This window comes from Catellatospora aurea (assembly GCF_042663325.1).
GTDB lineage: Bacteria > Actinomycetota > Actinomycetes > Mycobacteriales > Micromonosporaceae > Catellatospora > Catellatospora aurea.
This window is the reverse complement of sequence record NZ_JBHTAC010000061.1, coordinates 1-23,289: the sequence shown is the minus strand read 5'-3', so window position 1 is coordinate 23,289 and position 23,289 is coordinate 1. Positions and strand designations below refer to the sequence as shown.

The 23,289-nt window shown below is 70.7% G+C and carries 21 protein-coding genes; 10 read left to right on the top strand and 11 right to left on the bottom strand.

Annotated features, from left to right (window positions below):
- A complete protein-coding gene (locus ACFQO7_RS34720) occupies positions 1-1,830 on the bottom strand; it encodes a choice-of-anchor B family protein (RefSeq protein ID WP_376810363.1) in 1,830 nt (609 codons plus the stop codon).
- 116 nt (positions 1,831-1,946) lie between these two features.
- Positions 1,947-4,085, bottom strand: coding sequence for a cellulase family glycosylhydrolase (locus ACFQO7_RS34715; RefSeq protein ID WP_376810362.1), 2,139 nt, complete (start codon positions 4,083-4,085; stop codon positions 1,947-1,949).
- Positions 4,086-4,415: 330 nt separating this feature from the next.
- Between ACFQO7_RS34715 and ACFQO7_RS34710 the strand changes: the two genes are divergently transcribed.
- The 3 genes from ACFQO7_RS34710 (at position 4,416) to ACFQO7_RS34700 (ending at position 10,034) form a co-directional block, all read left to right on the top strand.
- Positions 4,416-8,714 carry a molybdopterin-dependent oxidoreductase gene (locus ACFQO7_RS34710; protein ID WP_376810361.1) on the top strand — a complete coding sequence of 1,433 codons (4,299 nt, stop codon included), beginning with the start codon at positions 4,416-4,418 and terminating at the stop codon, positions 8,712-8,714.
- A 66-nt stretch (positions 8,715-8,780) separates the two neighbouring features.
- Positions 8,781-9,425 carry a pyridoxine/pyridoxamine 5'-phosphate oxidase gene (locus ACFQO7_RS34705; protein ID WP_376810360.1) on the top strand — a complete coding sequence of 215 codons (645 nt, stop codon included), beginning with the start codon at positions 8,781-8,783 and terminating at the stop codon, positions 9,423-9,425.
- Between the two features lie 96 nt (positions 9,426-9,521).
- Positions 9,522-10,034 (top strand): methylated-DNA--[protein]-cysteine S-methyltransferase, encoded by a 513-nt coding sequence (locus ACFQO7_RS34700; protein ID WP_376810359.1) that lies wholly within the window; start codon positions 9,522-9,524, stop codon positions 10,032-10,034.
- An 8-nt stretch (positions 10,035-10,042) separates the two neighbouring features.
- Here the strand turns inward: ACFQO7_RS34700 and ACFQO7_RS34695 are convergent, their stop codons facing one another.
- Positions 10,043-10,570 carry a general stress protein gene (locus tag ACFQO7_RS34695; RefSeq protein WP_376810358.1) on the bottom strand — a complete coding sequence of 176 codons (528 nt, stop codon included), beginning with the start codon at positions 10,568-10,570 and terminating at the stop codon, positions 10,043-10,045.
- Between the two features lie 177 nt (positions 10,571-10,747).
- Between ACFQO7_RS34695 and ykgO the strand changes: the two genes are divergently transcribed.
- Positions 10,748-10,870 carry a type B 50S ribosomal protein L36 gene (gene ykgO / locus ACFQO7_RS34690; protein ID WP_203692278.1) on the top strand — a complete coding sequence of 41 codons (123 nt, stop codon included), beginning with the start codon at positions 10,748-10,750 and terminating at the stop codon, positions 10,868-10,870.
- A 115-nt stretch (positions 10,871-10,985) separates the two neighbouring features.
- Here ykgO and ACFQO7_RS34685 read toward each other — a convergent pair whose 3' ends face one another.
- Positions 10,986-11,807 (bottom strand): hemerythrin domain-containing protein, encoded by an 822-nt coding sequence (locus ACFQO7_RS34685; protein ID WP_376810357.1) that lies wholly within the window; start codon positions 11,805-11,807, stop codon positions 10,986-10,988.
- A 256-nt stretch (positions 11,808-12,063) separates the two neighbouring features.
- Here ACFQO7_RS34685 and ACFQO7_RS34680 point away from each other — a divergent pair, with 256 nt between their 5' ends.
- On the top strand, positions 12,064-12,333 hold the full coding sequence (locus ACFQO7_RS34680; protein ID WP_360541151.1) for a GlsB/YeaQ/YmgE family stress response membrane protein: 270 nt from the start codon (positions 12,064-12,066) through the stop codon (positions 12,331-12,333).
- A 265-nt stretch (positions 12,334-12,598) separates the two neighbouring features.
- A complete protein-coding gene (locus ACFQO7_RS34675) occupies positions 12,599-14,743 on the top strand; it encodes a hypothetical protein (protein WP_376810356.1) in 2,145 nt (714 codons plus the stop codon).
- A gap of 121 nt (positions 14,744-14,864) precedes the next feature.
- On the opposite strand, the gene ACFQO7_RS34670 is transcribed toward ACFQO7_RS34675, so the two are convergent.
- The 4 genes from ACFQO7_RS34670 to ACFQO7_RS34655 form a co-directional block, all read right to left on the bottom strand.
- Positions 14,865-16,109: a WD40 repeat domain-containing protein gene (locus tag ACFQO7_RS34670; RefSeq protein WP_376810355.1), complete on the bottom strand. Its 1,245-nt coding sequence runs from the start codon at positions 16,107-16,109 to the stop codon at positions 14,865-14,867.
- A 77-nt stretch (positions 16,110-16,186) separates the two neighbouring features.
- On the bottom strand, positions 16,187-16,816 hold the full coding sequence (locus ACFQO7_RS34665; RefSeq protein ID WP_376810354.1) for a cysteine hydrolase family protein: 630 nt from the start codon (positions 16,814-16,816) through the stop codon (positions 16,187-16,189).
- Positions 16,817-16,833: 17 nt separating this feature from the next.
- Positions 16,834-17,595, bottom strand: coding sequence for an SDR family NAD(P)-dependent oxidoreductase (locus ACFQO7_RS34660; protein WP_376810353.1), 762 nt, complete (start codon positions 17,593-17,595; stop codon positions 16,834-16,836).
- Positions 17,596-17,675: 80 nt separating this feature from the next.
- A complete protein-coding gene (locus ACFQO7_RS34655) occupies positions 17,676-18,428 on the bottom strand; it encodes an SDR family oxidoreductase (RefSeq protein WP_376810352.1) in 753 nt (250 codons plus the stop codon).
- A gap of 86 nt (positions 18,429-18,514) precedes the next feature.
- Between ACFQO7_RS34655 and ACFQO7_RS34650 the strand changes: the two genes are divergently transcribed.
- A complete protein-coding gene (locus ACFQO7_RS34650; RefSeq protein ID WP_376810351.1) occupies positions 18,515-19,003 on the top strand; it encodes an RrF2 family transcriptional regulator in 489 nt (162 codons plus the stop codon).
- A 37-nt stretch (positions 19,004-19,040) separates the two neighbouring features.
- Positions 19,041-19,805, top strand: a complete 765-nt coding sequence (locus ACFQO7_RS34645) for a GNAT family N-acetyltransferase (RefSeq protein ID WP_376810350.1) — start codon at positions 19,041-19,043, stop codon at positions 19,803-19,805.
- 12 nt (positions 19,806-19,817) lie between these two features.
- Here the strand turns inward: ACFQO7_RS34645 and ACFQO7_RS34640 are convergent, their stop codons facing one another.
- A complete protein-coding gene (locus ACFQO7_RS34640; RefSeq protein WP_376810349.1) occupies positions 19,818-20,453 on the bottom strand; it encodes a hypothetical protein in 636 nt (211 codons plus the stop codon).
- A gap of 212 nt (positions 20,454-20,665) precedes the next feature.
- On the opposite strand from ACFQO7_RS34640, the gene ACFQO7_RS34635 reads away from it, so the two are divergent.
- Entirely contained in the window at positions 20,666-21,010 is a 345-nt protein-coding gene (locus tag ACFQO7_RS34635) for a hypothetical protein (RefSeq protein WP_376810348.1), read from the top strand.
- Positions 21,011-21,063: 53 nt separating this feature from the next.
- Here ACFQO7_RS34635 and ACFQO7_RS34630 read toward each other — a convergent pair whose 3' ends face one another.
- A complete protein-coding gene (locus ACFQO7_RS34630) occupies positions 21,064-21,813 on the bottom strand; it encodes a MerR family transcriptional regulator (RefSeq protein ID WP_376810347.1) in 750 nt (249 codons plus the stop codon).
- A gap of 107 nt (positions 21,814-21,920) precedes the next feature.
- A complete protein-coding gene (locus ACFQO7_RS34625; RefSeq protein WP_376810346.1) occupies positions 21,921-22,652 on the bottom strand; it encodes an XRE family transcriptional regulator in 732 nt (243 codons plus the stop codon).
- A 266-nt stretch (positions 22,653-22,918) separates the two neighbouring features.
- Between ACFQO7_RS34625 and ACFQO7_RS34620 the strand changes: the two genes are divergently transcribed.
- A complete protein-coding gene (locus ACFQO7_RS34620) occupies positions 22,919-23,152 on the top strand; it encodes a hypothetical protein (RefSeq protein WP_376810345.1) in 234 nt (77 codons plus the stop codon).
- The last annotated feature ends 137 nt before the right edge of the window (positions 23,153-23,289 follow it).

The following is a 23,289-nucleotide window of genomic DNA, read 5'->3' as shown; positions in this document are numbered from 1 at the left end:
CTAGCTACGGGTGATGGTGACGTCGTCCACGCCCGCCTCCAGGAGGCTGGCGGTGGAGAGGTCGGCGGCGGAGATGAGGATCTGGACGGACTGGCCGACGTACGGGGTCAGGTCCCAGCTGCCGGCGGTCCAGGCGCCGTTGCGGTTGGACGCGGCGCCGGGCTGGTTGAACAGCTGGGTCGTGCCGCCGGAGTGCACCACGGAGATCCGGAAGTAGTCGGAGCTGCTGGAGTTGCTGCCGTGGGCGAGATACCAGGACAGGTTCAGGCGCAGGGTGCCGGTGGCGGGCAGGGTGACCGACGGGGAGCGCACGCTGGTGACGCCGCCGTCGACGTCGTAGTCGCCCGCTGCCGAGCCGGCCAGGCGGCCGGTGACCAGGTCGTTCACGCCGCTCACGGTGGTGCCGAGCTGCTTGGCCCCGCTGGAGGTCGTGGCGGCCGGGTCGCCGCGTTCCCACGCGCCCGCGGTGGCGGTGTCGACGCCGGTCGGGTTGACCGTCCAGCCGGTGGCGGTCTCGAAGGTGTCGCTCCACACCGTGGTCGGCGGCACGCCCGGGTTGTGCTTGACCAGCACCAGGCCCTGCTCGATGCCGCTGATCGCGATGGTGGCGCTGGCGAAGAACGGGTACACGTTCCAGGCCCCGTTGAAGCCGGTGTTGTTCGACGCCGGGTAGATGTCGAAGTAGGCGATCTCGCTCAGCGCGTTCGAGGCGATCCCGGTGATGTCCAGGATGCGCAGCCCGGCCCGGTAGCTGGCCTGGTAGGCCTTGGTGCCGATGATGTACAGGTTGTGGTCGGTGGCCTGGATCGTCGGCGACACGTGCACGCCGGTGTTGACCGGGGCGTTGAGGTCGGACACGTTCCAGATGAAGGTCTTGGTGCCGGGCAGGTCTGAGTCGGTCTCGTCGTCCATCAGCAGCCGGGCGTGGTCCTCGGTCAGCCAGCCCTGGTGGGTGTACCCGACACCGACGTACCCGGTGCGCGACAGCTGCACCGGCGCGGCCTTGTTGGTCACGTCCACGATGGTCAGCGTGTCCACGTTGTAGTTGAAGCAGATTTCGTGGTTCTGGTAAGCGACGTCGGGGCCGTGGTAGACCACGCACTGGTTCTCGTGCACGTAGCCGTCGTTGCTGACGCAGCCCGCGTTGACCGGGACCTTCGGGTTCTGCACGTTGACCATGTGCACGCCGCCGCTGCACGTGTTGGTGCCGACGGCGTAGATGAACCCGGTCTGCTCGTTGACCGCCAGGGTGTGCGAGTTGCCGAAGCCGGTGTAGCGGGCGTCGGCGGCGAACGTCTGCGGCGTGGTGACGCTACGCAGCCGGGTCAGGTCGAAGACCTGCATGCCGTGCGAGCTGATGGAGTCCGCGCCGATGTAGGCATGGTTGGCGTACACCTTGATGTCGCGCCAGGAACTCGACGTGCCGTTGTAGGACGGCAGGTTGCCCAGGTAGACGGGTGCGGTCGGCACGGTGACGTCGATGAAGGACGCGCCGGTGGACCGGCCGAAGATGATGTACTCCTTGCCGGTCGTGGTGTCCGTCCAGCCCCACATGCTGTTGCCGTTGCCGCCGCCGATCGAGCCCAGCGGCAACACGCTGAGCAGGTCGACGTTGCTGCACGGGTAGGTCCCGGCGAAGCCGCCGACGCACGGGGTCGCGGCGAGCGCGGCGGCCTCGGCGCGTACGGGCGCTTCGTAGTCCTGCATGATGCGCCGCACTTCCTCGCGGCCTTCGGCGCTGTTCGGGTCGTGTGCCCAGGCCCCACCTGCGGCCAGTGTCAGTGCCAGTACTCCCGCTACGAGCCCAGCTGTTCGCAAGGTCTTTCGCATGGCGCGGTCTCTCCCCTCGACGGTGCAGTCATCGTCACATGCAAATGTTTCAAGGGCAATGAGACGGTGAACGGCCGGTGGCGCAGGGCCACCGGCCGTTCGGAGGGGCGGGGGTTTCAGCTGGTGGTGCCGGTTACGGAACCGCTGGTCGCCTTGGTGACGTAGTAGGTGACGGTCGTGCCGCTCCAGAAGTGGAACGTCAGCGTCACCCGGGAGCCCGCGTTGACCTCGGCGAAGAACTCGGGCTTCAGCGTGATCGTGTTCGCCGTGTAGTTCGGCGCGAACGTGACGTCGAACTCCTTGAACGAGGTCCAGTTGTGCGGTCCGGCGAAGGTGCCGTCGGCGTACTTGGCCTCCATGGTGGCGAGCTGGTCGCCGCGGAACTGCGTCGGCACCGCGAACGACGCCGTGGTGCCGGTCGCGTTGGACACGATCGGCGGGTCGTTCGTGACGATGTTGATCCGCCACGGCACACCCTGGGAGAACCTGGCGTGCAGCGTCGCGTTGACGCCGTACGCCCGGCTGCCGACCAGGCGGGTCAGCGCGGACGCGGTCAGCGTCAGGGTGCTCCCGGACACCGTGTAGTCGGTGCCGCTGACCAGGTCGGTGCTGCCCTGGCGCAGGCCCTGGAACGTGGTGCCGTTCATGTTCAGCGCGAGTGTCTTGGCGGTGATCGTGCTCGCCTTCGGCACGAAGACCTGGTCGGCGTACGCGGTGCCGGAGCGCGTCGTCCAGCTCGACTTGATCTGGGCGAACAGCTCCGGGTCGCTCCACACCAGCGAGGTGCGTCCCAGGTGCTGGCCGTTGTCCCAGAGCATGGTGGTCAGCTGCTTGGACCGGGCGTAGTAGCCGAGGTACTCGAAGAACTTCAGCTTCTCGCCCTGCTGGATGGTGCCGGTGTGCCGATCGAAGCCGAGCAGGCCGTACTCGCCGATGATCACCGGGATGTTCCGGGCGACGAACGCGTTGTACACGCGGTCGAACTGCCCGACCAGGTCGGCCTGGGTGGTGGCGTCGAACCGGGTGCCGCCCGCGACGTTCACGCTGAAGGGCCAGTAGCCGTAGAAGTGCACGGTGGCGATCAGGTTCGGGTCGTTGAGCTGGGTGAACGTGCTGGTCAGCTCGTCGATGCGGGCCTGGTCGGCCGAGGTGTGCAGGGTCGGCAGGACCAGCAGGCGGGTGGCGTTGCCGCCGCCGGACTGGCGCACGATGCGGTGGAACGACGTGTTCAGCTCGTTGAGCAGCTGCGCGTTCTGCGCGTCGCCGGAGCTGCCGGTGAACTGCGGCTCGTTGACGCTCTCGAAGGTCAGCTTCGTCGACGAGTCCCGGAACGCGGCTGCCAGCTGCGTCCAGAGCGCGTTGTACCGGTTGAGCACGGTGGTGCGGTCGCTCGGCATGTTGGCGATCCACTGCCACGAGTCGTGGTGAATGTTGATCATCACGTACAAGCCGTCGGCGAGAGCCCAGTCCACCACCTGCTTGACGCGGGCGAGCCACGTGGCGTCGATGGTGTAGTTCGGCGCGGAACCGTGGTGCTGGCCCCAGGTCACCGGGATGCGGATGCTCTTGAAGCCCTCCGCCTTGACCTTGTCCAGCAGCGCTTCGGTGACCTGCGGGTTACCCCAGGAGGTCTCGTCGGCGCCGGTGGCGTCGAACGAGTTGCCGAGGTTCCAGCCGGGCTGCATCGCGGCCACGGCGGCCATCGCGTTCACGGCCGGCGGACCGGACGGCGAGGGCGAGGCCGACGGGGAGACCGACGGAGACGGGGAGGTGCTGCGCGACGGGCTCGGGCTCGACGGCGGCGGGGTGCTGCCGCCGACGCTGCCGGTGCAGGCGACGCCGTTGAGCGTGAACGCGGTCGGGTTGGTGTTCGTGCCCGACCAGGAGCCGTTGAAGCCGAACGAGACGGTGCCGTTGGTCGCGATCGTGCCGTTGTAGCCGACGTTGGTCGCGGTGACCTGGCTGCCGGAGGAGGTGACGGTGGCGTTCCACGCCTGCGTGACCTGCTGGCCGGAGGGGAACGTCCAGACCAGGGACCAGCCGCTGATCGGGTCGCCGAGGTTGGTGACGTCGACGTTGGCGGTGAAGCCGCCGGGCCACTGGCTCGGGGCGGCGTAGGCGACGCGGCATCCGGACGCGGCGTACGCGTTGGCCGTCGCGACCATGCCGAGACCCGTCACCACGGCGGCGCTCGCCACCGCGGCCAGACCTGCCCGCCATCGTCTCCTGCGTGCTGTGCTCGATTGTTCAGACATGATGCTCCTGAGTCGTGGGCGCGACCGGATGCGGTGCGCGGCAAGGCCGCCAGGACACCGCTGATGATCAATGGACATTAGTTTTGACTATAAACTTTGTCAATCGGTGTAGGGCGATGCGATGTGCCTCGGGTGGTACACACACCGCTTGTGCGACGTTTTGGCCGTCGTGTGCGCGACCCTCACTCACACATAGCTGGTTGCGGATGTGTGGCGCGCGTAATGTCCAGGGGCGGGTGGCGTGACGCCTCGGTAACGGTGGGTTCCTACCGTCGGGAGGCATCACGGGGCGTCGCCCGGGTGCCTTCGCCGACACGTGGAGGAACAGGCATGACGTCCACCGATCGTGCTGGGACGTCCCAGATCAGGACAGTGTGCTCGTACTGCGGCGTCGGCTGCGGGATGATCCTGCACATCGGGCAGGGCCCCGGCGGCGAACGCCGCGTGCTCAAGGTCTCCGGCGACCGCGAGCACCCCGCCAACCACGGCAGGCTGTGCACCAAGGGCGCCACCAGCGCCGAGATGCTGGCCGCGCCGGGCCGGCTGGCGGCGGCACGGGTGCGCCCGGCGCGCGGGGCCGAGCCGGTGGACACGGGCGTGGACGAGGCGATCAGCCGCACTGCGCAGGGGCTGCGACGGATCATCGACGAGCACGGACCGGACGCCGTGGCGCTGTACGTGTCGGGCCAGCTCACGTTGGAGGCGCAGTACCTGGCGAACAAGCTGGCCAAGGGGTTCATCGGCACCAACCAGATCGAGTCGAACTCGCGGCTGTGCATGGCCAGCGCCGGCACCGGGTACAAGCTGTCGCTGGGCGCGGACGGCCCGCCCGGCTCCTATGACGACTTCGACCACGCCGACCTGTTCTTCGTCATCGGCTCGAACATGGCCGACTGCCACCCGATCCTGTTCCTGCGGATGATGGACCGGGTCAAGGCCGGCGCGAAGCTGATCGTGGTCGACCCGCGCCGCACTGCGACGGCCGACAAGGCCGACCTGTTCCTGCAGGTCGCCCCGGGCACCGATCTGGCGCTGCTCAACGGCCTGCTGCACCTGCTGGTCGAGGCCGGTGACGTCGACGAGCGCTTCATCGCCGAGCAGACCGAGGGCTGGGCGGCGATGCCGGAGTTCCTGGCCGACTACCCGCCCGCCGAGGTCGCCCGGATCACCGGCCTGGCGGAGGCGGACATCCGCGCCGCCGCAGCGCTGATCGGCGCGGCGGGCGAGTGGATGAGCTGCTGGACGATGGGGCTCAACCAGAGCACCCACGGCACCTGGAACACCAACGCCCTGTGCAACCTGCACCTGGCGACCGGCGCGATCGGCCGCCGGGGCAGCGGGCCGTTCTCGCTCACCGGTCAGCCGAACGCGATGGGCGGCCGCGAGATGGGCTACATGGGGCCGGGGCTGCCGGGCCAGCGTTCGGTGCTGGTCGCGGCCGACCGGGAGTTCACCGAGCGGCAGTGGGGCCTGACGCCGGGCACGCTGCGCACCGAGGTCGGCAAGGGCACCGTGGAGATGTTCTCGCGGATGGCCGACGGGCAGATCAAGGCGTGCTGGATCATGTGCACGAACCCGGTCGCGTCGGTCGGCAACCGGCGCACCGTCATCGCCGGCCTCGAAGCGGCCGAGCTGGTCGTCACCCAGGACGCGTACGCCGAGACGGAGACCAACGCGTACGCCGACGTGGTGCTGCCCGCGGCGACCTGGTCCGAGACCGACGGCATCATGATCAATTCAGAGCGCAATCTGACCCTGGTGTCCGCGGCCGTGCCGCCGCCGGGGCAGGCGCTGCCGGACTGGCAGCTCATCGCGCGCGTCGCCGCCGAGATGGGCTACGCCGACGCGTTCGACTACGCCAGCGCCGAGGAGGTCTTCGCCGAGCTGCGCGCGTTCGCCAACCCGCAGACCGGATACGACCTGAGCGGCGTCACCTACGAGCGGCTCCGGCAGAGCCCGGTGCAGTGGCCCGCCACCCCGGACGGCCCGGCCCGCAACCCGGTGCGCTACCTGGACGGGCCGCCCACGGCGGACGGAACCCGGCCGCGCCTGAGGTTCCCGACGGCGAGCGGCCGGGCGGTGTTCCACCCGCGCCCGCACCTGCCCGCGGCGGAGCTGCCCGACGACGACTACCCGTTCGTGCTGAACACCGGCCGGCTCCAGCACCAGTGGCACACCCTGACCAAGACCGGCAAGGTCGCCAAACTCGGCAGGCTCAATCCCGCGCCGTTCGTCGAGCTGCACCCGGCCGACGCCGCGGACCTCGACGTGCACGACGGAGACCTGATCGAGGTCGCCTCCCGCCGGGGCCGGGCCGTGCTCCCGGCCGTGGTCACCGCACGGGTCCTGCCCGGCAGCTGCTTCGCCCCGTTCCACTGGAACGACCTCTACGGCGAGTACCTCAGCGTCAACGCCGTGACCAGCGACGCGGTGGACCCGCTCTCGTTCCAGCCGGAGCTGAAGGTCTGCGCCGTCGCGCTGACGAAGGTGGCCGCCCCGGCCGTGCCGGAGTCGGGGGAGGGGCTGCCCGACGACGTGGTGACCGAACTGCCGTCCGACGTCGCCGCGAGTTCGCTGCTGGCCGCCGACGATCTCGCTCCGCCCGTGTTCAGCCGGGAACAGCGGCGTTACCTGGCCGGGTTCCTGTCCGGCGTCGACACCGCGCCGCCGGGGGCGGGATCGGTGCCGTGCCTGCCGGGCGACGCGCCGTTCGACCCCGACCAGGCGCTGTGGCTCAACGGCTTCCTGGCGGGCAGGTTCTCCCGCACCTTGTCACTGGCGTCGCAGGCCGGTCCGGAGCGGGCGCTGCCGGCCGCGCGGGACGTGCAGGTGCTGTGGGCGTCGCAGACCGGCAACGCCGAAGGCTTCGCGACGACGGTCGCGCAGCGGCTGGCCGAGGCGGGCTGGCAGGCGCGACTGCGCGGGATGGACGGCCCGGCCCCGGACCTGACGGCCGGCGACGCTCCGCTGCTGGTGATCACGAGTACGTTCGGCGACGGCGACGCCCCGGACAACGGGGCCGGTTTCTGGGACTTCCTGGACCGGCCGGACGCCCCTCGGCTCGACGGCCGCCGGTACGCGGTGCTCGGGTTCGGTGATTCGTCCTATGCCGAGTTCTGCGGCCACGGCCGCCGCCTCGACGGCAGGCTGAGCGAGCTCGGCGGGGTGCGCCTGGCCGAGCGCGTCGACTGCGAGCCCGACTACGACGCCGCCGCGCTGGCCTGGCTCGACCTGGTCGTCGCGGCGCTCGCCGCTGATCCGGGGCCACCGGCCAGCGGTCCGGCGCCGGCCGTGGCAACGGCACCGGCCGCCTTCACGGCACCGGGCACGGGCCTGACACCGGGCACTGGTCCGGCACCGGGCACTGGTCCGGCACCGGGCCACCACGCTGGCGGCACCCGGCCGGGCGGGCGTGGCACGAGCCGTCGCGGCCCGGTTCGGGCCGCGCAGCCGGACAGTCGTGCCGGGAGGTCGGCGGTGGGGGTGCTGGACGCGCCGCCGCGACCGGACGCCGCGCCGAGCAAGGCCAAGCCGCTGACCGCGGTGCTGGTCGGCAACCGGCTGCTCAGCCTGGCCGGTTCGGCCAAGGAAGTGCGCCGTTTCACTTTCGACACGAGCGCGGGCGCGCTGGCCTACGAAGCGGGCGACGCTCTGGGGGTGTGGCCGACCAACTGCGCCGACCTGGTCACCGAGTGGCTGGCGGTGACCGGGCTGCACCCGGACGAGGCCGTCGACGTGGGCGGGCCGGTGCCGCTGGCCGAGGCGCTGCTGCGGCGGTTGGACATCACCCGGGTCACGCCCGGCCTGCTGCGCTTCGTCGCCGAGCGCAGCCACGACGCCCACCTGAAGACCCTGCTGCGCCCCGACAACAAGGGCGAGCTGGCGAAGTGGACGTGGGACCGGCAGGCCGTCGACGTCGTGGCCGGGCACGCCGTGCGGGCCGCGGCGGCGGACTGGGTCGCGGTCCTGCCGCGCCTGCAGCCCCGGCTCTATTCGATCTCCTCGTCGCCGCTGCTGGACCCGGCCCGGGTCAGCCTCACCGTGTCGGTGGTGCGCTTCGGCAACCACCGCGGGCAGCCACGCAAGGGCGTCTGCTCGTCTTATCTGGCAGATGCCGCGCCGGACACGCCCGTGCCGGTGTTCCTGCAGCGTACGCCGCACTTCCGGCCCCCGGCCGACGGAGCCACCCCCATGATCATGGTGGGTCCGGGCACCGGCGTCGCCCCGTTCGTGGCGTTCCTGCAGCAGCGGCGGGCGACGGGCGCACGCGGACGCAATTGGCTGTTCTTCGGCGAGCAGCGCCGGGCCACCGACTTCTACTACGCCGACGAGCTGGCCGAACTCGTCGAGGACGGCGTGCTCACCCGGCTCGACCTGGCATTTTCGCGGGATCAGCGGAGCAAGGTGTACGTCCAGGACCGCATGCGCGAGCACGGCGCCCAGCTGTGGGCGTGGCTGCAGGAGGGCGCGCACTTCTACGTCTGCGGTGACGCCGCCCGGATGGCCAAGGACGTCGACGCGGCGCTGCGGGAGATCGCCGGACTGCACGGCCGGCTCGATCCGGCCGCGGCCGCCGCGTACGTCAAGCAGCTGGCGGCGGACCGGCGCTACCTGCGGGACGTGTACTGACCGGGTGGCCGCGTCGAACCCGGGCCCTGGTCGGCGGGGGTGATCCGCGACAATGACCTCGTGTCCATGCGTGATCTTCTGCGGGGACTGCCGGTCTTCGCCCGTCCGCTGCCCGTCTTCGACCCGGCCGCCGCCGCGCCGGACCCGGCCGACCTGCTCGCCGCCTGGCTGCAGGAGGCCATCACGGCCGGGGTGTCCGAGCCCCACGCGATGACCCTGGCCACCGCGGGGCCGGACGGCCTGCCGGACGTGCGGGTGCTGATCCTCAAGGACCTCGACGCCGAGGGCCTGTACTTCGCCACCGAGTCGATCAGCGCCAAGGGCGCCCAGCTCGGCGTCAACCCGCAGGCCGCGCTCGGCTTCTACTGGCGCGAGCAGGGTCGCCAGATCCGGGTCCGGGGGCCGGTGCAGCCCGCGGTTCCCGAGGTCAGCGCCCAGGACTTCCTGGCCAGGCCGATCGGATCGCGTACGGCGAGCCTGATCGGACGGCAGAGCACCGTGCTGCACGACCCCGCCGACCTCGCCGCGGAGCTGGCCGCCGCGCAGGCCCGGCTGGAGGCCGACCCGGGGCTGGTCGCCGAGCACCACACCGTGTACCTGCTCAAGCCGATGAGTGTGGAGTTCTGGCAGGCCGACCCCGAGCGGCGGCACATCCGCCTGCGGTACCGCCGCACCGACGACGGCTGGCGCACCGATCGCCTGTGGCCGTGACCTGGCCGGGTGGACGCGATGTCGTTTTCCCGCCAGCCTGCCGTCCGGTCCCGGTGACATGATCGGCTGAGGCGAGCGAGGACGGAGGCAGGAGCGATGACCGCACGGCACACCCGGATCGGCACTGCGCTCGGCGAGCTGACGGTGGTCGCCGACGGCGACACCCTGATCGGGTTGTACTTCCCCGGGCACTGGTACCCGCCGAAGGCGGATGCCATCGGCCCGTTCGTCGAGGCGGCCGCTGATCCGGTCTTCGCCAGGACGGCCGAGGAGCTGGCCGAGTACCTCGACGGGCGGCGCACTACGTTCGACGTGCCCGTGGCCCTGCACGGCGACGACTTCCAGCAGCGGGTGTGGGCGCTGCTGCGCGAGATCCCGCACGGGGAGACCACGACGTACGGCGCGCTCGCCGCGCAGCTGGGCAACCCGGCCCTGGCGCAGCGGGTCGGGCAGGCCGTCGGCCGCAACCCGGTCTCGGTGATCGTGCCCTGTCACCGGGTCGTCGGCAGCGACGGCAGCCTCACCGGATTCGCGGGCGGCCTGCGGCGCAAGCAGTTCCTCCTCGAACTGGAGGAGCCGGCCGAGGTCAAGGCGGGCAGGCTGTTCTGATCTCCGGCTCAGGCCGCCGTGGCCGTCGGCGGGGTGAGCCGGGCGAGCACCTGGCGGGCCTGGTCGGCGTACTCCGCCGAGACGCTGACCGCGTACTCGCTCGCCTGCAGTGAACGGCTGGACGTGAAGTCGCGCTTGCCGCGGGTCATGGCGTGCGCGATCGCGCCGAAGATGGCGCCCCAGATCGCGGCGATCACCACCGCGGTCAGCACGACGGCCAGCCAGTTCGTCGGCACGAAGATGCCGAACAGCAGGCCGATGAACAGGCCGAACCAGGCGCCGCCGGCCGCGCCGTACAGCGTGGCCCGGCCGGTGGTCATGCGGCCGAGCACCTGCTCCACCATGCGCAGGTTGGTGCCCACGATGGCGGCGTGCTCGACGGGGAACTTGTTGTCGGACAGGAAGTCCACGGCGCGCTGGGCGTCGCCGTACTCCGGGTAGGTGGTGACGGCGACCATCGCCCGGCTGGGGTCGACGGGCTGTACGGGCACCGGCTGTCCGGCGAAGCCGCCTGCCGCCGCGGACGATGTGCTCATGATGCTCCCTCGTTCGGTTTTGTCTCGTCAGTCCTGATCATCGCGCGCCACGCCGGCCGAACATGCCGTTTTGCCGCTTTTGTCGTCCGCAGCAGCCGATGTACCCACCTGAACTGCGGGAATGCCGAGCGGATCGTGGCGGTTGTCGATGGGGCGAACAGAAAGGGCAGGTGCCAGATGAAGGTCAGAAGCTCACTGCGCAGTCTCAAGAACCGGCAGAACTCGATCGTGGTGCGTCGCCACGGCGCAGTCTTTGTGATCAACAAGTCCGACCCGCGCCAGAAGGCCCGCCAGGGCTGAGTCCCGCCCCCTGCGCGTGCCACGCAGGATCAGCAGACTTGCCAGGCACCTGGGCGTACGAGGTCTCAAGATACGCACAGGTGCCTGGCAATTCAGACGATCGAGGTGGAACGGGTCACTTCGCGGCGTCGCGCAGGGCGTCGCGCACCCGGTTGGCGATGGCGGCCGGTGAGCCGTTCTGGCGCGACGGGTGCGCGTCCGGCGACGCCGGTCCGACCCGCTCGGCCGCGCGGGCCGTGGCGGCGATCCCGATCAGCTGCTCGACGGGCATGTTCTCGCGCAGGTAGCCGAACTCCTCGTCCTCTTCGAGCTCGGCGTGCTCGATGACCGCGTCGCGCAGCTCGATCAGGCGGTCGTCGAACTGCGGGTGGTCGACGCCCATCTCGTACAGCTGGGACAGGTCCTCGGTGGCCTGCTGCTCCTCCTGCAGCCGCGACTCGATCAGGTCCTCGCCGTCGGGCAGCCGCCGAGCGGCCAGCGGGTGCACCAGCTGCTGCTCGATGTTCTCGTGGATCACCAGCAGGCGCACCAGCTGCTGCCAGGCCTGCTGCTTCTGCTCGCCCTGCGTACGGCCGACCTGCCCGAACAGCTGCTTGATCTGCTCGTGGTGGCTCAGCAGCAGGTCGATCACGTCGTCGTGGCGGCCTTCCCAGGCCGTCTCGCCCGCCCGGCCGGAGCTTTCGGCGCGCGCCGTCGTGCCGGGCTGGGCCGTCTTCTTGCCGCCGGTCTTGTGGGCCGCGCCGCTCGCCGGGCTCGCACCGGTGCTCTTCTTGCCGGTGGCGATGCTCGCCGACATGGTGCCCTGGTCGGAACGCATGGTCTTCACCGCCGCCTTGACCAGCTCCTCCTTGCGCATGCCCGAGGTCCCGGTCACGCCGTGGTCCTTGAGCCAGCCGCGGAGCTGGTTGACGGTCATCGTGTCGATATCGCCGGCCATGTCCGAGTGGTCGTGCCCTCGGCCGGCCGGGCTCCCGCTGCTCATGTGCTCCGCCATCGTGTCGTCCCTTCCTCCAGCTCGACCCCCACCCCCGTGGAGCCACCCCCCATCCTGATGGAAACGGCATGGCCGCGGGCCGGGTTGGCGAACCTCGGCACCCCGGAGCCCGCCGGGCGGGGCGAGGTTTGGCGCGGCGGAGATCGGGGCAGCCAAGTGACGCGGAGCAACCCCCGACTCGCGCATAGAGGAGCACACCATGACCGTCGCCGGTATCATCTCGGCCATCATCGTCGGCCTCGTCATCGGCGCGCTCGGCCGCCTGGTCGTGCCCGGCCGGCAGAGCCTGCCGATCTGGCTGACCATTGTGGTCGGCATCGTCGCCGCCATCATCGGCACCGCGATCGCGCAGGCCGTCGGCGTCGCCGTCACGGACGGCATCGACTGGATCGAACTCGTCTTCCAGGTCGGCCTGGCCGCCCTCGGCGTCGCGCTGATCGCCGGCGTGCGAGGCCGCGGCACGGTGTGACCGCCACGGCGTGAAGCGGGCCCCGGACGGCGATCGTCCGGGGCCCGCTTCCTCTGCGCCGGCCGGAGCAGCGCCCGCAGCGGATCGCCGAGATGATCGAGCTGCTCGAAGCCGGCCGCAGGCAACGACCGTCGGCATAGGGCCGACAGGCTGGTACGCGCCCGCCATTCGGCTTCATAAAGTAGTTAACCCCTTACGCAAAGTAACCCTGGCGCGTTGATGAATTGGGTGACGCACCCAGATCAACCAGGACAGGGGGACACCGTTGTCTCGTAGACGTCTCATCACCGCGCACGTCGCGCTGGCCATGGCCGGCGGACTCGCGGTGCTCGCCGCACCAGCGGCCGCGTCGGGCGCCGGCCCGACCGGTCGCGCGGTCGCGAACCAGCAGGCGGGAGTCGACCGGTCCGTGCCGGTACGCGGCCTGCCGCACGCGATGACCATCATCAGCAAGGGCGCGGGCACCACGCGCGCCGTCGCCCGGGCGCAACTGGCCGACCTGGCCATCACGAAGGTGGGTACGCCGGAAACGGTCCTCGCCGGTGAGGAGATCACCTACACGATCACCGTCACCAACAGCGGGGCCCCCGCGCTCCGGGTAGGCGTCACGGACGTGCTGCCCACGGGCGTGGAGTTCCTGGCCAGCTCGATCCCGTGCCAGAACAACGCGGGCACGCTGACCTGCGGCCTGGGCCCGATGGCCACCGGCCAGACGATCCAGCTCGTCATCCAGGTCCGCGTCCCCGCGAGCTTCACCGGTCTCACCCTCACCAATACGGCGACGGTCACCAGCCCGCAGGACGAGACGGACAGCACCGCGACCGTCACGACGCGGGTCGCCACTGCCGCCGACCTGTCGGTCACCAAGATCTGCAAGCCCGACGTGCCCGCCCCGGCGAACACCGAGGGCTACTGCGACATCTACGTCGACAACCTGGGCCCGTCGGACGCCCAGAACGTGACGCTGACCGACGTGCTCACCTCCGCCGCGCCGTTCGAGGTGTCCCGGGTGCGAGTGAGCCCGGGGACCTGCTCGGCGACGCCGACGGGGCCGATCCGCGACCTCACCCTCAACTGCACGCTGGGCACGGTCCCGGCCGGCACGCGGGGCGTCGTGCGGGTCGTCGTGACGGCGGCGGACGTGGCCCAGATCAACGACGTCGCCACGGTACGCAGCACGACCGCAGACCCGGAGAAGGGCAACAACCAGGCGACCGGCCGCGTCGACTTCGTCGGCTCGGCGGACCTGAGCCTGACCAAGACCGGCGACGCGACCGCCGACGCGGGCACCGACCTCACCTACCTCATCACGGTGACCAACAGCGGCCCGTCGACGGCTCGTGACGTGGTCGTGCGGGACACCATGCCCGCCGGGGTCACCTTCGTCTCGGTGTCGCCCTCGGTCGGCTCCTGCACCAACGGCCAGCCCAACGGCGGCCGGCTGGAGTGCGGCCTGGGCAACCTCGCCAGCGGCGCGAGCGCGACCATCACCGTCGTCGGCCACGTCGCCGCGGACCTGGTGCCGGGCACGATCCTGTTCAACGAGGCCATCGTGTCCGGGGCGACCGCCGATCCGGACAACAGCGACGTGCGGGCGAGCGTGCCCACCGAGGTGACCGCCTCGGCCGACCTGTCGGTGACCAAGTCCGGCACGCCGGACCCGGTGACCGCAGGCGACGAGCTGAAGTACACCGTCACCGTCGCCAACGCGGGCCCGTCGGACGCGCAGGCGGTCGTGGTGACCGACACGCTGCCGGCCGGCACGACGTTCGTGAGCAGCAGCGGCGACGCCGTGTGCACCGCGGACGAGCCCGGTGAGGTGGTCTGCGCGCTCGGCACGTTCCCGCAGGGCGAGCGGCAGTTCACGCTGACCGTGGCGGTCGGCGCGGACGTGCCGGACGGCACGCTGACCAACACGGTGGTGGTGTCCTCGCCGACCCCAGACCCGAACACCGACAACAACACTTTCACCACGACGACCGCGGTGGAGACCTCCGCGGACCTCGCCATCGAGGCCGCGGCGACGCAGACCTGGCAGCAGGAGGCGGCCGCGCTCAGCGGCGACAAGAAGGACAAGGGCACCATCGTGCTGCTCACGCTGACGGTCCGCAACCTCGGCCCGTCGGACGCGCAGAACATCACGGTGCTCGACTCGCTGCCGCTGCGCCCCGACAAGGTCGGGGTGGAGTCGCTGCCGTCCGCCTGCACCTACGACTCGGGCCAGGACCACGTCATCACGTGTACGGCCGACAGCCTGGCGGCGGGCAGCACGCTCGTCCTCCCGATCAAGCTGAAGGTGCGCGCCGAGGGCGAGCTGGTCAACACCGCCACGGTGTCCAGCACCACGCCGGACCCGAACCCGGACAACAACACCAGCACCATCCGGTTTTTCGTGTGGAAGAAGAACTGACGATCGGCTGACGGCCGGTCGGTGACCGGGGGTGGCGCGGGTGTCCCGCCACCCCCGGCAGGCGGCCACGGTTCGGAGTGCTCGACAGCTCGCTGTCGATCCGGACCGTGGCCGCCTCGCGTCACCGGAGCCCGTCGAGGAACACCGCGGTCACGGTGTCACCGACGAGCGTCAGCACTTCGCCGGTGGGGGAGAAGCCCCCGGCGACCTGGCCGGGCTCGGTCCACAGGAGACGGCCGCGGTTGTCGAACAGCACCGCGGAGCCGTCGTCGACGGCGAGGACCAGGGGGCCGTGCCCGCCCCACACGCACCGGGTGCATATCGCGGCCAGCGGCGACCGCGCGGACATGTCCGCCGGCAGGCCTTCCGGCCGGATGAGCCGGCTCTCGACGACCCGGTCTCCGTCGAGGGTGAGCAGCACCGCGGCCACGGCGTCCGCTGCCGCGTCGCTGCCTGCGGCGAGCAGTCCGCTGCCGTCCACCGCAAACGCCACCGCGTTCACCGTCGACAGTCCCGTGTCGTGGCTGGTGAACGCGCCGGAGGCGGTGTCGCGTACCACGATCGCGCCGGCTTCGCCGGCATGGGCCAGCAGCCGTCCCGCGTGGTCGAGGGCCACCGGGCCGCAGTCGGCGACCTCCTGCGTGAGCAGGACGTGCCCGGTCGCGGTGTCGATCACGCGCAGCCCGCGGGCCACGGATCCGGCCGCGACGCGGCGGCCGTCGCCGCTGAAGCCGATCCGGGTCGTCATGCCGACCATGTCGAAGCTGTCGACCGACTCCTGTGCCGGACCGAGGTCGAGCTGCCACAGCTCGTCGCCGGCGGGGGTCCGCCAGGCGTGCAGGCGGCCCTCGACCGACGCGACCGCGACCGAGCCGTCCGGGCTCACCTGCACGTCCAGCGCCTCGTCATGGAAAGCGCTGCCGTCGAGGAGCATCCGGCTGGGAACCTGTGGGCCGGTTCCCCAGACCACGATGTCGCCGCCGTTGTGGTGCCACTCGGCTGCCGCGCCCAGCACCAGCCAGGCCGGGTCGGGTGGGCAGGCCACCGACACAGCCCCCTCGCCGAAGCTCGCGAAGTCGTCGACTTCGGCAGGGAATCGCGGGGAACCGCCGGTCTGCACATGGTCGAGGTCGCCGAGTTCACGCCAGGCCGCCGTTCGATGCCAGGGCCGATGCCGCCCGGCGCGCTGCTCGTCCCACCAGTGATCGGGCATCGGCCGGCACCGCGCGGGCCAGTCGAGCAACCGCCCGGCCACCTCAGCCAGGACGTCGGCGGACGCGCGTTCGAGCAGCGGCACGGCCCGCGCCCATGCCTCGGTCGAGGGTTCACCGGACAGCAACGTGTCCAGTGTGGTCGCGTCGTCCATGCCGCCTCCGCCGTCCGGCGCGGGACTGCCGCCGCGCTGCGGCACGGACCGTATCACCGCGCCCGGACGGGCCCGGGTCAGCGGCGGGCCGCGTCGAGCGCCCGCAGGTACTCGTCAACCGTGAGCGTCGCGTGCGAGAACAGCGGGTACCGCGCCACCATGGCGTCGTACGCGGCCGGCCCGGCGTCGGAGGCGGTGGCGTCGGGAATGGTCGTCACGTGGTAGCCGCGTTCCATCGCGCTGCGGGCGGTCGACTCGACGCACATCGAGCCGATCATCCCGGCGACGGCGAAGAACTCCACACCGTGGTGGCGCAGCTGCGCGTCCAGGTCGGTGCTGGCGAACACGTCGATGTTCTTGTGCGGCGCGAGCGCGACCTCACCGGGCCCCGGCGACAGGTCGGGATGAAACTCGGTGTTCCAGCTGCCGGCCTCGAACAGCCGGTTGTCGAACATCGCCCGGTGGATGCCGGTCAGGCGGCCCCAGCTCGCGTACTCCTGCTCGGTGTAGGACATCCCCGAGAAGAACACCGGCACGTCCCGCTCCCGGGCCCCGGCCAGCAGCCGGCGCAGGTTGCCGAAGGTGCCGATCCGCTCGAACTCGGCCTGGTACAGCGGGTAGCCCTTGCCGCCGGGGTCGAACACCTCGTTGACGGTGTCGATGAGCAGCAGCCCGCAGCGTCCCGGTGTGTAGTCGTCGCCAGGCATGATCCCTCCAGGTGCGCTCAGACGAGTTCCAGGCCGCCGTCGACGGCCAGGATCTGACCGGTGAGCCAGACCGCGTTCGGGTCGGCCAGTCGCAGGATCCACGTGGCGACCTCGTGCGGCTCGCCCCGGCGGCCGAGCGGGATGGTGTCGGCCTCCTGCTGCTTGATCCGGGCGAGCATCTCGGGGGACAGCCCGGCCGCGCCGAGCGCCTCGCTCTCGGTGGGCCCGGGGGCGACGGCGTTGACGCGGATGCCGTCGGCCGCCAGCTCCAGCGCCCAGCTGCGGGTGAGCTGCTCCACGGCTGCCTTGGTCGCGGCGTAGTGGGACGCGCCCGCCAGCGGCCGCCGCCCGTACGTGCTGGAGACGTTGACGATCGACCCGCGGTGTTCCCGCAGGTGCGGCAGGGCGGCACGGGCGAGCAGGCTCGGCGCGGTGACGTTGACCTCGAACAGGTCGGTGATGCTCTCCGCGGTCGCCTGCGCCAGCGGCATCAGCGCGGTGATGCCCGCGTTGTTGACCAGCACGTCGATCCGTCCCCACCGGTCGGCGGCGGCCGCGGCGACGGTGTCGGCGGCGTGCGGGGCGCGCACGTCGATCGCCAGCGGCACGACGCCGGGATGTTGGCGGGCCGTCTCTTCCAGGGCCTGCGCGCGCCGTCCAACGCCGAGCACGTGCGCGCCGTGCTCGGCGAACGCGAGCGCCGTGGCGCGGCCGATGCCCGATCCCGCCCCGGTCACGATGACGACCCGGTCGGCGAAGGAGAGGTCGGTGGATGGCATGACGATGTCAGCTCCTTGCGGTGTTCTCATGAGCCGCCGTGCGCACGCCCGGTGGACCGGCGTGCGCACGGCGCGGGCTCTCAGGCGGCGGGGCGGGCGGCCAGCCAGTCCGCGTAGTTGATCTTTCCGATGCGGGCGTCGCCGAGCGGCACCAGGGACGTGTCGGTCACGGCCGCGCCGAAGTAGGTCGCCGAGGGGTCGGTGATCACCTCGCGCGCATCGCCGTCGGCGGCCAGCATCTGGCGCACCATGTCGTCCTGGCGGATCTTGTCCGGCCCGGCGATGTCGTACGTGCCGTTGGCCGGGGCGGCCATCGCGGCGTCGGCCACGGCGGCGGCGACGTCGTCGGCCGCGATCGACTGCATCATCGCCGAGGGCAGGTGGATCGCCTCGCCGCGGCTGCCGCCGTGCGCGATCGCGCTGGTGAACTCGAAGAACTGGGTCGCCCGCACGATGGTGTACGGCACGCCCGCGGCCTTTACCAGGTCCTCCTGGGCGACCTTCGCGCGCATGTAGCCGCTGTCCGGGATGCGGTCCGCGCCGACGATCGACAGTGCCACGTGCTGCCCGACCCCGGCGGCCTTCTCGGCGGCCATCACGTTGCCGGTGGAGGTCCGGAAGAACTCCATGATCGCGTTGTCCTCGAAGTTCGGCCCGTTGGCCACGTCGACGACCACGTCCGCGCCCTTGAGCGCGTCGTCCAGACCGGCGCCGGTGATGGTGTCCACGCCGCTGCTGGGCGAGGCGGCCAGCACGTCGTGACCTGCCGCGCGCAGCCGCTCGGCCACCTTGCTGCCGATGAGGCCGGTGCCGCCGATGATGACGATCTTCATGGTGCTTCTCCGTTCGCAAACTCGGATGATTCTTGTCCGAGACTCTACTCGGATAAAACGTGTCCGGGTCAAGTACACTGGGAGTTGTGAAATTGTCCTCAGGCGTCGAATGGGCCCTGCACTGCTGCGTCGTGCTCACCGCCGCAGACCGCCCGGTGCCCGCCGCGCGCCTGGCCGAGCTGCACGACGTGTCCGGCACGTATCTAGCGAAGCAGCTCCAGGGACTTTCGCGGGCCGGTCTGGTGCGGTCGGTCCAGGGCAAATCGGGCGGATACGTCCTGACCAGGGCACCCGAGGACATCACGCTGCTCGACATCGTCGAAGCGGTCGACGGCGCGCAGCCCACCTTCCTGTGCACCGAGATCCGCCAGCGCGGACCGCTCGCCACCCCCGCCGAGGCCTGCACCAAGCCCTGCCCGATCTCCCGCGCCATGGGCGTCGCCGACCGCGCCTGGCGCGCCGCGCTGCGCGAGACGACCGTCGCCGACCTCGCCCGCGACGTCGTCGACGACAACGGCCCGACCGCCTTCGACGGCATCCGCGCCTGGCTGACGGCCCCCGACGGCCGAAACTGAGCTGCACCGCTGAAGATCAACCGGATAGGGTGCCCGGATGCCACTGCGCACCGAGACCGACGCCACCCTGCTGCACGCCGACGACGGCACCCCGCTCGCTTACCTGAGCTTGCGCGACGACGACGGCACCCTGCTCGCGGAGCGGGTGCGGCCCCTGCCCGGCGCGGACCTCGCCCAGGTCGCCGCGCAGGCACGCCGTGAGCTGGCCGGACGCCGGCTGACCACACCCGACGACGCGCTCGCCCGTGCGCTGGTCGACGGCGGGTTGCGGCTGCGCCGGGCCGCCACCGACATGCGCCACGACCTCGCCGTGCTCCCGCCTCTTCCGGCTCTGCCCGAGGGCTGGTCGCTGCGGGAGGGCGGCTGGGACGACGACCTGGCCGAAGGCCTCGCGGCCGCATACGGCCCGGAGCATCCCGACGGCCGGTGGCAGGACAGTGACACCAAGGAGATCCGGGGCATGTTCGAGCGCGGTGAGCCGGTGCCGCCGCTGGCCGAGGCCTGCGCGCGGGTCGTCGGGCCGGACGGTCGCAGCGCCGGCCACGTGCTGTGCGCGGGGCCGGTGCCGTGGACCGAGGACGAATGCGCCTGGATCCTCAACCTGGGTGTCGCGCCACGGGCCCAGGGCCTGGGGCTCGGGCGGGCGCTGCTGGTGCACGCGATGCACGGTTCGCGCGCGGCGGGGCTGCGGCGGCTCGGGCTGGAGGTCGCCGACAGCAACCCCGCCCGCAGGATGTACGACAGCGTCGGTTTCCAGGTGCGCGCCCGGGTGCTCTCCGTGGACCTGCCGCCGCTCGACTGAAGCGGTCGGCGGCTACTCGTCGTACTCCGGGTCGCACGCGACCGTGGCGGGCGCGCAGATCGCGAGGTAGCTGGGGATGACCGCCTTGCGCTCGGCGCCCTCGTACTCGTAGACCAGCTCGACGCCGTGGCGCGTGGAACGGCCGGGCGCCATCACCTCGTACCCGATCTGGATTTCGATCCAGAGGTCTTCGCCCTGCTCGGGTGGCTGCACGACGAGGCCTTCGACGGGTACGCCGCCCGCCGCGTCGGGCAGCGTCGGAGGGAAGCCGGGGGACTGTTGAAGCCCGCCGCTCGTGGAGTTCGGCGGCAGCATGCGTGGGATGACACGCGCCAGGACCCCCACCACCCGCAGGGTCTTGCCGTCGTCCATGAGCGGCTTGGCCGAGATGAGGCGCAGCGGCCCGTGAGCCTGCGGAGTCACCGTGATGATGTTGAGGCCGTCGGTGAACGTCGTGCCGACATCCTTGGCGGCATACCAGCCGGACGCCGCGCCCGTCGCGAGTTCCTCACCCAGGGGCCTTTGGCCGGCGTACACCGCCGCGACGACCCCCACCGCGACGAGCACCGCGAATGCCGCGAAGTACCAGATCTTGCGGCGAGTCCTTGGCGGGCGCGCCGCTGTGATGTCGCTGCTCTGCTCGTTCAAGGTATGCGTGCCTATCCGGTATCGCTGTGCGGGCGGGAACGCACCCTACCCCGCCGCGTAGACCGTCGGTGGCCCTGACGGCCTTCGCCGGGTGGCCGACGTCGGCTACTCTCGCGCGAATGCAGCCAACGCCGCGGGGGACGCGGTTTCGTTCGGTACTCGCCGGCTCCGGCAGGACGCCCTCCGGGACGGTCGGATTTCACCCGCTGCTGGTGCAGACCGCTCTGCTGTACCTGGTCATGACTGTTCTGGTCAGCGGTATCCAGTCGTTGTTCGACGGTCGATGGCAGTGGTACACCGGCTTCGGGCAGATGCTCGTCCTGGTCGGGCTGTTGCTGCCGTCCTTCAACGCCCGTGTGCGGCATCATCGGCAGGCCGCCGGCGGTGCGCTGGTGGGACTTGTCGTCGCGCTGGCGGTGATCCACTTGTGTGACGTTCCGTTGCATTTCGGACTGGGCGTGGCCATGGTCGCGGCCTCGGCCGCCTTCGCCGGAGTCACCCGCCTGCCGACCTGGTTCTTCACCCGGGCCGACACCGAACGCGACGGCGGCGTTTGAAGCTGTGCCTGGCGGGCCAGGGTTGGACCCTGTCCCGCCAGGCGGCGTCTTTGTCAGTCGTCGAGGTTCCGCTCGGCGAAGACCTTCATCGCGTCACGGACCAGGATCGCCGTGCCGGCGCCGTGCCGGTCGTACGCGTCGGTGAAGCGCGGGTCGTCGACGTACATCTCGCCCAGCGCGATGAAGTGGCCCTTGGTGGGGCTCGGGGAGATCGACAGCCAGTCGTAATGGCGCCGAGTGATCGCCTGCACCACGTCGCCGTCGGCAGCCAAACCGGCCAGGTGGGCTGCTGCGAAGGCCTTCGCGATGTAGACCTGCTGCTGCTTGAACGCGGCCTTCTCGGCGTCGCTGAGCGAGCGCCACCAGCGGTCGCCCTGCTCGTAGGCCTCGCGGCCCCAGCGCTGCGTCACCTCCTGCTCGTACTGCGTGTGGTCGAAGCCGTCGAATACTTCCTCTGCCATGAGCTGCTCGCCTTCCTCTGTCTTGCGCAGCGTGGTCTTCACCGACTCGATCTGGCGGCCGATCCGCTCGCGTTCCTGTTCGAGCAGGTCCAGGTGGGTGCGGAGGGCGGCTACGGTGTCCCGCTGCGCCCCGTTGATCACTTCGGCGATCACCGGGAGGCTCAGGCCCAGTTCGCGGAGCAGCAGGATGCGCTGCAGGCGTACCAGGCAGTCCTGGTCGAAGTAGCGGTAGCCGTTGCCGCCGACCCGGCTGGGTGTGAGCAGGCCCAGGTCGCCATAGTGGCGCAGGGTCCGGCTCGTCGTTCCGGCCAGCCGTGCCACGTCCTGGATCGACCACTCCATCGCCCGCGCCTCCCGTATCTCGTCGGTGAGCCCACGGTAGAAGTTGACGTAACGTCAAGGTCAACGGCTTTTGTGACTGGGTACGAGCGTGGCTGTGGAACCTGGGGTCATTCGTCGGGTGCGACGGCCCAGAGTTGCTCGAAGTGGTCGGCGTAGCGGTCGAATGCGCCGCCGGTCTGGCGTCGGCGCAGGTGCATGGTGACGGAGTCCTGTCCCAGGCCGTCGCCGATGTGCGTCGAGACGAGCATGTCGTCGTCGAATACCCATACCGACATCGCGATGTGGCGGTCGGAGAGCCGGACGGCTGCTCCCACCTCGTGCTTGGTCAGCTCGGCGCGGGTCATGGCGATGCGGGTGGAGATCGTCAGGGGAGTGGCTTCGATCTCTTCGCGGTGCCGGGTGACGACGCTGTTCGGGTCGCCGAGGAGGAAGCGTACGTCTGCGCCGGATGCGGTCTTGCTTGCCAGCACGTGGCCTGCGCCCTCGACATCGAGCCAGACGAAGTAGGAGGTGTACCCGCCGAACCACAGTCGGCTGGTGGCGGAGCCGATGAGGTCGCCGAACAGCGATCGGGGCAGGTCCAAGCGGCGCGGGTACACCGCGATCATTTCCCGATCCGCGCCGAGCTTCACCGAGCGGCGGACCGCTTCGGGCCACAACATGCCTACATCTTCCCTCAAGACCTCGGCCGTCTTAACACGGTGCCGGGGATGGGGGAGCCTGCCCTTGCTCACCCACCGTTCGACGGTCTTCGGATCGACGGCGAGCGTCGTCGCAAGGTCGACCGTTGTGAGGCCGGCCGAGCCCAGCGCGGTGCGGAGCGCTTCGTTGCGAGCCACGAGGGGACCTTTCGTAGACGTCCCTGGATCGTGGCACGTCGGAGGCGTGAACGTCTCCATTTGCGACACAGCATTTCTTCCATGAGTCGATGGAGCGAGGTGTCAGGTCGGTCGACATGGGCTGACGAGGACACCGCCGAATTCACCCTTGCTGAACGGCTGAGGTACGACGTCGCCGAGTTCAACGCTGCACACGCGTGGACGGCCTCGACGGGGGTGCTGTGTACCGTTGCCGACTTCCTGCGCCAAGATCTCGGAGGGGACCGATGAGCAGCCCTACCTTCTGGGTCGCCGCGGACGGGAGTGCTGTTCGGCTCGGCGATGTCGTGGCCCTGGACCCGATTGCGTTGGAGCTGGATCGTGACGCTGCTGGTCCGATCGTGGGTGTGACCGCGCTCGGCTGGCCGGTGGTCGAGGTGACCGCGGGCAGGCACGCGGGGACTCGAATCGGCGTTCGGCCCGTCCACGTGCTGCTGCTCGTTCGGTCGGCGCGCCAGTGACTTCTCGCCGTGCCAGATAAGCACGTTGCTCACGATTGTCGGCTGTCCCAAACGACACACCCATTTGAGGTCGGCGGGCTAACCTCGCTCTTTCGCGAAGGTTCGCCCGCATAGTAGATCTTGAAAGCGAAAGTGCC